We start from the raw sequence: 13,138 nt of genomic DNA, 5'->3' as shown, positions 1-13,138 counted from the left end.
ATGTGTCAGTTACAATAACTGTAAAGGTACGGCTTGATAAAGCTTTCTGCACGTAACCAGTTCGCTGGCAAGGTTGTTGAGATTACTGAGGGTGCGACTAACGGCATCGTTAAGATTGAGATCGCTCCGGAGGTTGTTATCTCTGCATCCATCACCAATGAGTCCATTAAGGAACTGGGCCTGAAGGTGGGCGAGACCGCGTACGCAGTCATCAAGGCATCCAACGTTATGGTTGGTTCTGACCACTAATCCCGGTCGATAAGGCTTATACCCGGCGGCTGCCTGTTGTGGCGCGCGAGGGTTAATAGGGCGGAGCCCCGCACCGTGTGTACAGTGCGGGACTCCGCTTTTATATTTTTACCGCTTAGACGTTGAAGCGGAACTCCCCCACGTCATCAACCGCCGTACCCAGGGTCCTTGTTCTCCTTTTCTACTAACTCATCTGAGGCAGCGAAATGAGTTGCGGGAGACTCTTCGGGGCATATAGGCTTTCTCTAACTATTTCTGATATCTCTTCACCCTCTCGTACCAAGCTTTAATGATTTTGTATTCATTCTTTAGCTCGTCAACAGTTGGTGGGGAATAGTTAAGTGTAGGATGAGGGTCATGCCGTGATGCCCATCCAGAGATACGGCTGTAGGAGTCATCATAGGTCTTCACATCTTCTTCTGTGACACGACCAATAATTCGGAGTTTCCCTACTCGAACTTCTAATGATTCGTAGTCAACCAGAGGCTCCGCGATGACCTGACTAATAATCCGCTCCCAAGTCTGAGACATGTGGCCTGCGATATTTTCAGTTTCCCGTTGATACTCCTCCTCAGACATCCCCTCTTCGTTACGCTCCAGAGCCTCCACTTCATTATTGAACGTATGTATACGTTGGGCTGCGTCCTTTGCCTTCCAGGGATGCTTTGTAGTCGTATACCCCGGGTCAGTTTTCCTTCGCTTTTCAATACCTCGCATAGTATATGACACATTGCACTCTTCTGCCGCTTTATGCAGGAGCATGGTGAAGGCTACATCATGTGTGAACACCACAACTTGCCTATCTTTGGCTAGCTCAACGATTCGCCTAGCGACAAGATTGCGTTTCATATGATCAAGAGACGAGACAGGATCATCGAAGATTAGGGCTGACTTACTAGCATCGAAATGAGCCTCTGTGAGAAATCCTACAAAACCAAGGGAAGTCTGCTCTCCCTCAGAAAGGACATCTGTGAGCTTCGTTCCGGTGCGAGCACCTTGAAGATCCGCCTTATGAAGTTGAGAACCTTGTCGAGCTTTGGTGGCTTTAAACCTAACCTGTTCCAGACCGAGATTCTGCGCTTCGCGGGTAAAGAACTCGTCCGCTTCCCCAGTTACGTAAGTACGGGTAAGTTCACCGACCTTCATGGTTATTGAACGAGTATTTGTCTCGGCCTGTTTCTTCTCGAGCTTATCTTTAGCTTGGAGTCTTTTTAGTTCGTTTTCAATGAGTTTACGTCCATCGCGCATCGCAATTTGATCTTGTAGACGGTGTTCCTGCGCTTCTGCCTTTACAAGATCTTTTGCAAACTCCTCCGAATTTATACCATCTGCTTGGTTACGATGAGTGGTTGCATCCCTCCGGATAGTAGCCACAGTGGTAGTGACGTCAACCGAATCAGCCGGTTGACCCGCAACAAGTGCCGAGGCACGACTTTCTAGGGCCTTAAGGATAGACCTAAGCTTTTGCGTATTAGGATATTTTTGCAGTTCAAGTTTAATGACTGCCGCTGATATGTCTGATGGCGTATTGCTCCATTTCTTAAGCTCGCTTCGTGCTTCATCAACTTGGTGCTGGGCGCGCCGTGCTTCCTCGGCAGTCTTATCTACGACAAACTGCTGGAACCTCACAAGTCGGTCTGCGGCAGCATCATCAAGTTGTTGCTGGCACAGGACGCAGACCGAGCCATCAGAAGTATTCGGGAAGTCGTAATCAGGGTAGGCAACCTTCGAATATGACTCTGCCGCATTCCACAACGTCCTCCATACGTTTGATCCAACTTCAGATAGAGGCTCATTCCCAAACGTCCTCTGTGAAGCAAAATCCGCGGCTTTCCGAGCAGATTCTGCCTTCTCGACCAGGACAGCAAATTGTTCCTCACCCTGCTCTCCAACCTTTTTATCAAGAGTCTCCAAATGATTTGCAATCTTAGTGAGTGCATTGGAAGTCTCGACCAGTCGGGCTTTTTCTTGGGTAGGGTTACTGACACGAAGACGAGCGGTTATGCTCTTCTGTGCTTCCAATTGCTTGTCAATATCAGGAGGGCACTGGGTTACTGCTTCTATATCATCATCGGTTGTTGCGGCGTTGAGACCACGAAGAAACACATCGGCAGAACCACCAGGATTGACCTTAGGCAACGGCCCAGAGTAACTTTTCTCTTGTTTCCATGAATCAATCACTTGAGATACGCCAATGCATACGGCTGTGAGATCCTCGAGCAGTTTCACCGCCGAAGGACGGTAGGAAATCTCCGCTTCGGTAGTCAGATAGCTATCTCCGCAGTGCTCATCATAAAAAGCTACACGCTTGAGGTCTGGATCAGTCGGTTGTCCTAGAACAGCAATTTTTTCGCTATCACCAACTTTGAAAACAACTTTGCCCGAAGGCGCTCCAGAATCATTAGCGAACACATCCGGAAGAATCTCCTCTTGACGACGTGCTCCAACCATTGAGCTTATTACTCGAGCATAACCAGATTTACCGCTACCGTTGTTTCCATACACCACGGTGAGTCCATCTGGGTCAAATGTAAGTTCTTGACCAGAAGCAAGACGATTAACGTTAGCGAGGTCTCGTACCTCGACTATACGAACAGATTCATCCCGCGTCGCCTGCAGTGGTGTGAGGTTTGAAAACCAACCTCCATCAGGGGGAGATTCAGGTTCCTCCATTAGACTTCGCGCGATGTCCTCATAATCTTGTTTTTCAAAAGTATCACCAGCAATAATGCGCGCAAGAACCTTCTGCTGCCACCAGGGCCTTGAATCTGCCCAGTGCAAAACATCATCGTAAGCTGTCACTTGTACACTCCTTTAGGTGCAGGGTCATTGAAAGAAAGGAAAAAAGATGGAGGGTCAAGCATCACGGCTAATCTCGCCTCACTCAAAAACCGTGGCTCACTGCAATCCAACAGAATTTCATCCAATAATCAAAAAATAAAAAATTTACAACATCTAAAATCTTCTACGTCACCTGTAGACGATATTTTTTATACCTCCTGCATAAAATTCAATTAGCGAATTACATTACGCATTAAGGGTACAAAAAATCCGGTGACAGTGAGATGAATTTCGTCATCCCGCCGTCACCGGATTCTCAAAGTCCTATCGACCCGTCAACTTAGACGTTGAAGCGGAACTCCACCACGTCGCCGTCCTGCATGATGTAGTCCTTGCCCTCCATACGGACCTTACCGCGAGCCTTCGCCTCCGCCATGGAGCCAGCCTCATCCAGATCCTTGAAAGACACAACCTCAGCCTTAATGAAGCCGCGCTCAAAATCAGAGTGAATCACGCCAGCAGCCTGCGGCGCAGTATCACCCTTATAAATAGTCCAGGCGCGAGCCTCCTTCGGGCCAGCAGTCAGGTAAGTCTGCAGGCCCAGAGTCGAGAAGCCCACGCGAGCCAGCTGGTCCAGGCCGGACTCATCCTGACCATTCATCTCCAGCATCTCGCGAGCCTCCTCCTCAGACAGCTCCACCAGATCAGCCTCCAGCTTCGCGTCCAAGAACACAGCCTCAGCCGGCGCCACCATATCACGCAGCTCCTGCTGCTTCTCCTCAGAGGCCAGAATGCCCTCATCCGCGTTGAACACGTAAATGAACGGCTTAGCAGTCAGCAGGTTCAGCTCCTTCAGGTGAGCCAGCTCCAGCTTCGCGTCCTTCGCACGAGAAATGATGGTGTCACCATCCTCCAGGATCTTCTGCGCAGCCTTATAAGTCTCCAGCTGAGCGGCGTCACCCTTCTTAATCTTCACAGCCTTCTCCAGACGCGGAATAGCGTTCTCCAAAGTCTGCAGGTCAGCCAGAATCAGCTCAGTGTTAATGGTCTCCATATCGGAGGCGGGGTCAACCTTGCCGTCCACGTGAATGACGTCCGGGTCATCAAACGCACGCACCACCTGGGCGATAGCGTGCGCCTCACGAATGTTCGCGAGGAACTTGTTACCCAGGCCCTCACCCTCAGAAGCGCCCTTCACAATACCCGCAATATCAACGAACGAAACAGTCGCAGGCAGAATACGCTCCGAACCAAAAATCTCAGCCAGACGGTTCAGACGCGCATCCGGCAGGCTCACCACGCCCACGTTCGGGTCAATGGTCGCGAACGGGTAGTTAGCCGCCAGCACAGTGTTGCCGGTCAGAGCGTTGAACAGGGTGGACTTGCCCACGTTAGGCAGGCCAACAATGCCGATAGTTAGAGCCACAAGTTTTCCTTCGAATCATGTACCCCGCCAAACACTCAGGATGCGCCGCGTAAGTGATGCGGCGGGTGCGGGCGGGCACAGGGCGAAAATGGTGCCCGCTTCCAAGCGCGACACCGTCGGTCTCAGGAAGAAACGGGTGCGGGGCGCCTGCGGGCATAGACACTACCATTCTACCGTGTTCGCGCAGGAGCCGCCCGTGTTGATGAGAACAGCGGGCTAGAGCCAGCCGTTCTCCGTGGCGATACGCACCGCATCCTGACGAGTCGACGCACCCGTCTTCGCCATCGCCGCCGACAAATAATTACGCACCGTACCCGCCGACAAAAACAACGCCGACGCAATCTGCTGAGCCGTACCACCCGACGCCGCCTCACGCAGCACCTGCGCCTCACGCTCCGTCAACGGAGAAGCACCCGTCACCAAAGAATCCGCCGCCAACGACGGATCCACCACACGCAAACCCGCATGCACACGACGAATCGCCTCCGCCAACTGGCGAGCACCCGTATCCTTCACCACGAAACCACTCGCACCAGCCTCCAGGGCGCGGCGCACATAGCCCGGGCGGCCAAACGTCGTCACAATCAGCGTACGCACCGGCTCACCCGACTCACTCAAAGCACCCGCATCACGCAACGCCGCAGCCGCCTCAATACCATCAGCCAGCAAAGTACCGGGCATCTGCACATCCAGCAGCACCACGTCCGGCTTCAGCAGGGCGACAGCACCCAACACCTCATCACCACTACCGACCTGACCCACAATCTCCAGGTCAACCTCCAGACCCAGCAGGGCGGCAAGAGCCTCACGGATGAGCTGCTGATCGTCAGCGAGCAGAACACGAATCATGGGAGCCTCCCAAGGGGCGAAGACGGGGTGATAACGGCGGGCGGAACAACCGCGTGAGGTTGTCTACCACCACCATACAGGGGCGGGTAGCTCCCCCGTCCAGGGCGCGGCGCCAAGTTCCACAATCTACAGCGCTCTATCTACAGCAGTGAGGTGTCGCCGTCCATGCTCACACGGATGCGCGTGCCCACCCCACCGGCAGGGTTCTCCGCCAGCCACTGCGCGGGCGCCGCCTCAATCACCACGCTACCGCCGGACGCCGCCACACGCTGAGCCATACCTGTCAGGCCGTTACCGCGGGCATCGCCCACGCCCACGCCGTTATCGAGGATGTCCAGACCGGTTGCGCTCAGACGCACCCGCGCCGCGTTCGCACCCGAGTGGCGCACCATGTTCGTGACCGCCTCACGCAGAACCCAGGAGAACAGCTTCGCGTTCACGCCAGCCACTGCGAGCGCGTTCTGAGCCTCCGGCAGTTCGGCGCGAATACCGGCGGTCTGCAGGGCACGGCCCGCACCCTCAATCTCACCCGAGAAGTCGGGCACACGCAGGCGCGTCACGGTTGAACGAACCTCCGCCAGGGATGCGCGGGACAGCTGCGCGATCGCCTCCATCTCGGCGCCGGCGCGGGCGGGGTCAATCTCCAGCAGGCGCTGCGCCAGCTCCGCTTTGAGGGTGATGACGGTCAGGGAGTGGCCGAGCACGTCGTGCACATCACGGGCGATCTCTTCACGTTCCTCAGAAAGCGCCAGGGAGGCACGCGCTACGTCCGCGCGTTCGCCCAGCTCAATCAGGTAGGAGAAGCCCAGCATGCCCACCATCGGCGCACCGATAAAGAGGGCAATACCGCCGCGCGCGGTGACGTCAAAGCCGATGCTCGCCATAAAAATTAGCCAGCAGACCAGGGCAATCGTCGCCGCCACGCCCAGGCGCAGGCGGTACGGGGCGATTGTGCCAAAAATCCAGAACGCCACAAAGTACATACTGAACGACAAGAACACCACATACGCCGACTCCACCCGTAGCGCCGTCAGGCCAGCTACAGGCAGTGCCATCAGCACCGTCCAGATGACGCTTCGACGCACCGTGGAGGTGACCGGCACCAGCCACGGCACCGCGTACGCCGAGCAGTTCACCACCGCGAACACCGCAATTAGCGCCACGCCAGTCCAGCGCACCGGCCCCAACTCCGGGGTGGTGAGGAAGCTGTCCAGCGGCATGAGCAGAAACACCAGCCACGGGGCACTAAAGCCCAGCGCCAGCCAGTTCACGTTGCCGCGGCGTTCACGGTAGAGGAAGCGGAAGCGGTGCTTGCCCAGGGTGCGCTTCGCGGCGGAGGGTGCCGCCTCATTCTCCGTATGGGGGTGTTCGTTCTCGTAGGAATGGGTGTGGGTGTGGGTGTGGGTTTCGGTCATGGTTCTAGCCTAACGTGCGGGTGCCGCGGGTGCAGATACCACCGGCGCGGCGGTGTCAGTAGCGGCAGTGTTAGTAGGAGCAGCGTGAGTGGATACGGCTTCCGCCGCAGCCTCGGAAGCCCCTGATACTACGGAACCCTTGAGACTGCGGCGGGAAGAAGCATTTAGCGGCGGGTTGCGCGGCGCATCAGCAGGGCAGAAACACCCAGGAAGATAGCCGCCCACACTGCCAGGCTCACCACTGCGTACCAGAGTGGCTCGGTCACGAACCAGTCCTCACCACCCAGAATAATGGTCTGACCTGCGGCGAAGGGGTAGCGGGCAATCTCGGCGGCACCGTACAGCGGGGTGAAGCGGGCGTACTTCAGCAGGTCGGTGCTCAGCGGGGAGAACACGGTACCGAAGAAGCTCATAATCACCAGCAGACCGTTCGCAATGGACACGGCGTTCTCGTTACGAATCAGCAGACCCATCATGATGCCGTAGAAGGCGAACACCAGACCGCACAGCACCGTCAGCGCGCCGGCTGCAAGCTGCTGGTTCACGGGGATTTCAACACCGGTGAACATGCCCACAATGTTCACCGCAATCACCGGCACCGCAGAAATCACCAGGGCGGTCAGTGCCTTCGCGCCCAGGTACTTGCCGGTGGTCAGCGGGGTCAGCGCCAGCTGGCGGTTCCAGCCGCTCGAGAGCTCGGTGACGGTGCTGCCACTAATCGCCACGGTGTTCTGCACGGCACCGTACAGCGCCATTCCAATCATGACGTACGCTGCTACGTTGCCGTCGCCCATCGGCTGGGAGGAGTAGTCCTGCATCGCGCCGAAGAGCAGGAAGAAGACGATGGGCAGTGCCACGCCGAAGAAGAAACGGTCGGTCGAGAGGATAGAAGCGCGGATGTCGTAGAGTGCGTAGCGGAGCATGATGTTTTCCTTGAGGTGTGTAGCAGCGGCGGTGTGGTATTGGGGCGGTACGGTATTTAGGCTTCAGATGCCTTGGAGGCGGCGGCCTGCTCGGTCAGCAGGGTGAAGGACTCGTCCAGGGAGGGCTTGGTGACCTCCAGGTCGGTGATGCTGTAGTTATTCAGCAGAGTGCGCAGTACCCGCTCAATCTCCACCACGGAGATGCGGTGGCGGTACCCGCCGGACTCTTCGGTGACCTCAACCGGCACATCCAGGTCGGTGATGGGTGCGGGTGCGAGGAAGGAAAGGTGGCGGTGGCCGGTCAGGGCGCGAATCTCGTCGGAGGAGCCGTCAGCGATGATAGAGCCGGATTCCATGAGCACGATACGCTGGGCGAAGTTCTGTGCTTCTTCCAGGTAGTGCGTCGCAAAAAGAATGGTCGTTCCACGCTCGGCTATGGCTTCCATGCGCTCCCAGAAGGTGCGGCGCGCATTCACGTCCATGCCGGCGGTCGGCTCGTCCAGGATCAGCAGTTCCGGCGAGTGCATGGTCGCCAGGGCGTAACGCAGACGCTGCTGCTGACCGCCCGAGCACTTGCCGACCTTACGCTTAGCAATCTCGGTCAGGTCGGCGCCGGCGAGTACCTCATCCACGTCAATAGGCTTGGGGTACAGGGCGGCAATCATCTCGACCGTGGCGCGAATCGTCAGGTCCTTGAGCAGGCCACCGGTCTGCTGAACCGCACCGAGTAGACCGGCGCGTGCCGCTTCGGAGGCGTTGCGACCGAAGACGCTCAACTCGCCGCCGCTGGGCTGGGTCAGACCAAGAATCATGTCGATGAGGGTGGTCTTGCCCGCACCGTTGGGGCCGAGCAGTGCGATGATTTCGCCGCGCTTGACGGTCAGGTCAATCGAGTCGACGGCGACCACGGTGCCTGCCGCACGGGTGGAGAAAACCTGGCGGAGGGAGCGGGCGGAAATAACGGTTTCTGCGGTGTTTTGCTTGCTGTTCTGAAGTGCTGCGGTGTTCATGTTTCTATTACACCGCCGGTTTTTGCGCCGGTGCGGTACAGAGTGTCATGACCTGCCCATGACAAATGTCATGAGTTGAGGATATGCGAGCGTCGCGACCGGTTACGCGAAGCGGGGGCTCCGTCCTCAAGGCGCCCCAGCGCCGCAGAGGGGGGCATTCCCCCGCGTAGCGTGAACGTGAAGCTGCGCAAGCGTCCCTGCCCGCGCATCCCGCACATCAGATACAAAGACCCCGTGTCTTCTCCCCACACGGGGAAGAGGACACGGGGTCATAAGCTAAAAGTATTAGCGAGTGGGCTTAGCGCCGCGGCCACCGAGCTGGCGGCCCACGTTCTCGTCATTCTTCAGGGCGGAACGCAGTTCCTTCGGCAGGGAGAAGAGAATATCTTCCTTCGCGGTCTCGACCTCTTCGATGGTGCTGTAGCCGTACTCGGCGAGCAGAGCCAGCACCTCCTGAACCAGAACCTCGGGCACGGACGCGCCGGAGGTCAGGCCCACGGTTGCCACACCTTCGAACCAGGATTCGTCGACCTGGTGTGCGAAGTCCACACGCTCGGCACGCTTAGCGCCGTATTCGAGGGCTACTTCCTTCAGGCGCACGGAGTTCGAGGAGTTCGCCGAACCCACCACGATAACCAGGTCTGCGCGCGGAGCAATCTCCTTGATAGCGCCCTGGCGGTTGGAGGTTGCGTAGCAGATGTCGTCCGAGGGCGGATCTTGCAGGGACGGGAAACGCTCACGCAGACGCGCCACGGTTTCCAGGGTCTCATCCACGGACAGGGTGGTCTGAGAAATCCACACAACCTTCTCGGGGTCGCGGACCGTTACCTGATCCACTTCCTCGGGCGAGTTCACGATCTGGATGTGCTCGGGCGCCTCACCGGCGGTACCTTCGACCTCTTCGTGGCCGGTGTGACCGATGAGCAGGATGTCGTAGTCCTGCTTGGCGAAGCGCACAGCCTCGCGGTGCACCTTGTTCACCAGCGGGCAGGTCGCGTCAATAGTATTCAGGGAGCGGTCGCCAGCTGCGGAAACCACCGCCGGGGACACTCCGTGCGCCGAGAACACGGTCACGGAACCTTCGGGAACTTCATCCACTTCATCAACGAAGATAGCGCCCTGCTTCTCCAGGGTCTCCACCACGTGGCGGTTGTGCACAATCTGCTTGCGCACGTAGACGGGCGCACCGTAGTGCTCCAGCGCCTTCTCAACAGCAATCACGGCACGGTCAACGCCCGCGCAGTAACCGCGCGGGGTGGCGAGCAGGACTTTCTTCTCACCGGTGACGGGTGCGGCGGCTTCAACGTCGGCGCGGCTGCGGCGCTCGCGGGGTACGGGCGGCAGGCCCAGGGCAATAGTTTCAGTGGACATGGTTACTATCCTACGTTGTTCGGACTTTTAGTGTGTGATGACTGTGGCACCGCTCGCAGGGCTACGTCCCAGGGCGATGAGGCGAATCAGAATACCGAGCAGCAGGGCGAGGATTGCCAAGACCAGCCCGTAGCTTGCCGCCGCCTGCAAATGCCCGGTCAGTGACGGTGCAAGCTGGTTCCATACCCCGGTAATCAGTGCCGTTCCGGCGGTGCTGTGGCTGGTAATTCCCAGGGACTCAGGGCTTTGGCTGCCAAACCAGGCTGCCGCCCCCCATCCCAGCAGGGCGTAGAGCAGAGCCGTAACCACCGGCACCAGGATGCGGTGCCTGGGTGCCAGCAACGTAGCCAGCAGTAGGCTCAGCACCGAGATGATGGTCAGCGGCACGGTGGACTTGCCCAGCGCGGCGGCGCGGTTAATGCCGGCGTGCAGGAACCACTCCTGCTGGTCCTGCTGGCTGTTGCCGTCCTTCACCCGGTCAATGTTGAGGGTTTCAGGGCCGAGCTTCGTCAGGTCCGGGTCGAAGGAGCCGATAGAGCCGACCTTCGCATCCAGCGCACGGTAGAAGGGGGTGAGCACAATGACGGCGGGGCCGTCCTGGTGTTCAAGGTTGTAACGGCGAGTTTCCTCGGCAACTTCCTTCCAGAGGCTTCGATATTCTTCAGTTTTTGACAGCTCAGCCGCGGAACGGTTGAGCAGGGAACGTATACCGTCTTGTGTCGGCTTTACAAGAATGGAGTATAAGCCGCTTTCTTTGGTGCCGTCGAGGAAGGTTGTCATAGCCTCGGAGTTCATGAGGTCTTCGACCGCGCCGTCAGCGATGCGCGAGGCAAGCTGCGAATCCTCCGCCAGGTTGGAGGAAATCTGTGAGAAACCGCGCTCTGACATGAGCTTTGAGTTCACCCAGGCGCCCGTGGTTGCGCCCAGACCGGTCACCAGGGCCAGGGCGCACAGTACAACGGTCAGGAACCTGCGCAAACCTGCCGCGAAGGGAGGCTCGGGGGCGGCCTGTAGCTCAGCCTTGGTGGGGGCTGCGGCGTGGCCGAGCGTGCGCGTGGGTTGTAGCAGAGTGGTGTCTTCATCCGCCGTATAGTAGCCGTCCGTGCGGGTAATCCGAGTATCGACGACTCGGGTCGCGTCCGCCGGGTAGTTTTGCGCGCCAGTACCCGCCGCTGACGAAGCCGCGGCGGTGTTGAGGGCGTTGTTCTGATGTGCTGACTGATCGGGTGAGCGCATGAGCCTAGGGTACCCGCTCACAGTGTTCAAAGCCGATTCAGACCCGCAGAATGCGCCAGAAGCTAAGTTCTGCCTGCACTCCGTGCAAGCTACCCGAGTCGCCAGGCTGACCTGTGCGCAGGCGCATAACCAACCAATCAGGGACAATAGAAGGTATGAACTTCTACAACCCCTCCGCAGCGCAGCCGGCACCCGCGCTGGTGGTGCCGCCCGTGCACGAGCGGCAGCTTCCCGGGAAGTCTCAGGAAACCACCGCCACCAACCCCTGGCCCCTCGCCCTGCTCGCGCAGAACCTCAAAAACTATGTAGACAAGGTTCCCGAGCTCTGGGTGGAGGCGCAGGTCGCCTCCCTCAACGGCCGCGGCGGCAACGTCTTCATGGAGCTCAAAGACCTCAACGAAGACTTCTCCTTCACCCTCGCGCTCTTCGGGCGTGCCGGTAGCGGCCTGGCGGCCGATGTGACCGTAGGCGCTCGCATCGTCACCCGCGCCAAGCCGAGCCTGTGGAAGAACGGCAAGCTCTCCCTCATCGGCAAGGAAGTGTACGCGGTCGGCACCGGCAACCTGCACGAGCAGCTGCAGCGTCTGCGTGAAGCTCTCGCCGCCGAGGGGCTGTTCTCTGACGCGCGTAAGAAGCCGCTGCCCATGCTGCCGAATCGCGTGGGCCTGATTACCGGTCGCGATTCTGACGCGGAGAAGGACGTTATCCGCAACGCCTCCCTGCGCTGGCCCGGCGTGGTTTTCGAGGTGCGCAATACCCGCGTTCAGGGTGAGGGCGCGGCGGCTGAGGTCATTGCGGCTCTCGCCGAACTGGACGCCCACCCGGAGGTGGACGTCATCGTCATCGCCCGAGGCGGCGGCTCCTTCGAAGACCTGCTGCCTTTCTCAGAGGAGGCGCTCATCCGCGCCGTCGCAGCGGCCACCACCCCGGTGGTCTCGGCAATCGGTCACGAGGCTGACTCCCCCATCCTCGATGCGGTCGCCGATCTGCGCGCCTCCACCCCCACTGACGCGGGTAAGCGCATTGTGCCCGATATTTCGGAGGAAACCGCCCGCATCACCGAGGCCCGTGCCCGCCTGGACCGCGCGGTACTCGGCTACGTGGGCATGCAGATGAACTACATTGCCCAGTTGCGCAGCCGCCCGGTGCTCACCCACCCGGAGTCCTCCCTGCTCATGCGTGTGGAAGAGCTGAGCCAGCTACGCGAGCGCGCTCACCGTTCGGTGCAGCACCGTCTGGAGCGTGAGTCGGCGACTCTGTCGCATACGTTGGCGCGGGTGCGTTCGCTCTCGCCTGCGCAGACGCTCAACCGCGGCTACTCCATCGTTCAGGATGCCGCGGGCGCTATTGTGCGTGACGCTTCGGCGTTGAGCGAGGGCGAGCAGATTACGGTGCGTGCGGCGACCGGTTCGGCGCAGGCAACCGTGACTTCTACGGACCCCTCGAACATCTCCTAAACCTCGATACCTACGTTTTACCTCTAGTTTTTATCCCAAGTTTTTACCTCTGAAAGGTTCCTCAATGAGCGAGAACATTAGCTTCAACAGCGCCGAGCTGGGCGCACCCGTCGAAACCCTCGGCTACGAGCAGGCACGCGCCGAACTGGAGCAGGTCGTACGCCAGCTGGAGTCCGGCGCCAGCGACCTGGAGACCTCCATCGCCCTGTGGGAGCGTGGCGAGGCGCTTGCCGCCCGCTGCGAGGCGTGGCTGCAGGGCGCGCAGGAGCGCCTGAACGCGGCACGCGGCGCACAGGCAGGTGCACAGAGCGGTCAGGAGCCTGCGGCGAACTAAAGCCGTTTCCAGCACCCGCTCTGGCGCATCCGCCAACCAACAAAATAGCCTGCCCCGCAGCTCATCAGAACTGCGGGGCAGGCTATT

The 13,138-nt window shown here is 59.0% G+C and carries 11 protein-coding genes; 3 read left to right on the top strand and 8 right to left on the bottom strand.

The annotated features are described in order from the left end of the window. The first annotated feature begins 36 nt into the window (after positions 1-36). Positions 37-249: a molybdopterin-binding protein gene (locus tag O3649_RS01325; protein WP_294646605.1), complete on the top strand. Its 213-nt coding sequence runs from the start codon at positions 37-39 to the stop codon at positions 247-249. Positions 250-498: 249 nt separating this feature from the next. On the opposite strand, the gene O3649_RS01320 is transcribed toward O3649_RS01325, so the two are convergent. The 8 genes from O3649_RS01320 to O3649_RS01285 form a co-directional block, all read right to left on the bottom strand. Continuing rightward, positions 499-3,051, bottom strand: coding sequence for an AAA family ATPase (locus tag O3649_RS01320; RefSeq protein ID WP_371572393.1), 2,553 nt, complete (start codon positions 3,049-3,051; stop codon positions 499-501). 319 nt (positions 3,052-3,370) lie between these two features. Beyond that, positions 3,371-4,456 carry a redox-regulated ATPase YchF gene (gene ychF / locus O3649_RS01315; RefSeq protein WP_049338127.1) on the bottom strand — a complete coding sequence of 362 codons (1,086 nt, stop codon included), beginning with the start codon at positions 4,454-4,456 and terminating at the stop codon, positions 3,371-3,373. 216 nt (positions 4,457-4,672) lie between these two features. Continuing rightward, on the bottom strand, positions 4,673-5,305 hold the full coding sequence (locus O3649_RS01310; RefSeq protein ID WP_049346956.1) for a response regulator: 633 nt from the start codon (positions 5,303-5,305) through the stop codon (positions 4,673-4,675). 140 nt (positions 5,306-5,445) lie between these two features. Next, a complete protein-coding gene (locus O3649_RS01305; protein WP_371572390.1) occupies positions 5,446-6,720 on the bottom strand; it encodes a sensor histidine kinase in 1,275 nt (424 codons plus the stop codon). Positions 6,721-6,884: 164 nt separating this feature from the next. Continuing rightward, complete coding sequence (locus O3649_RS01300; RefSeq protein ID WP_371572389.1) at positions 6,885-7,643, bottom strand: ABC transporter permease; 759 nt, start codon at positions 7,641-7,643, stop codon at positions 6,885-6,887. Positions 7,644-7,699: 56 nt separating this feature from the next. Beyond that, positions 7,700-8,653: an ATP-binding cassette domain-containing protein gene (locus tag O3649_RS01295; RefSeq protein ID WP_371572387.1), complete on the bottom strand. Its 954-nt coding sequence runs from the start codon at positions 8,651-8,653 to the stop codon at positions 7,700-7,702. A gap of 285 nt (positions 8,654-8,938) precedes the next feature. Beyond that, positions 8,939-10,024 (bottom strand): 4-hydroxy-3-methylbut-2-enyl diphosphate reductase, encoded by a 1,086-nt coding sequence (locus O3649_RS01290; RefSeq protein ID WP_049349333.1) that lies wholly within the window; start codon positions 10,022-10,024, stop codon positions 8,939-8,941. A gap of 27 nt (positions 10,025-10,051) precedes the next feature. Then, entirely contained in the window at positions 10,052-11,260 is a 1,209-nt protein-coding gene (locus tag O3649_RS01285; protein ID WP_371572385.1) for a dehydrogenase, read from the bottom strand. Positions 11,261-11,415: 155 nt separating this feature from the next. Between O3649_RS01285 and xseA the strand changes: the two genes are divergently transcribed. Together xseA and O3649_RS01275 are read left to right on the top strand one after the other, a co-directional pair. After that, positions 11,416-12,717, top strand: a complete 1,302-nt coding sequence (gene xseA / locus O3649_RS01280) for an exodeoxyribonuclease VII large subunit (protein ID WP_044150242.1) — start codon at positions 11,416-11,418, stop codon at positions 12,715-12,717. Positions 12,718-12,781: 64 nt separating this feature from the next. Beyond that, on the top strand, positions 12,782-13,051 hold the full coding sequence (locus O3649_RS01275) for an exodeoxyribonuclease VII small subunit (protein ID WP_070642875.1): 270 nt from the start codon (positions 12,782-12,784) through the stop codon (positions 13,049-13,051). Positions 13,052-13,138: the final 87 nt, after the last annotated feature.

The sequence above is a fragment of the Rothia sp. 27098_8_29 genome (assembly GCF_041432785.1).
Taxonomy (GTDB): domain Bacteria; phylum Actinomycetota; class Actinomycetes; order Actinomycetales; family Micrococcaceae; genus Rothia; species Rothia mucilaginosa.
The sequence above is the reverse complement of the archived record's forward strand: the minus strand, read 5'-3'. Positions and strand labels throughout refer to the sequence as shown.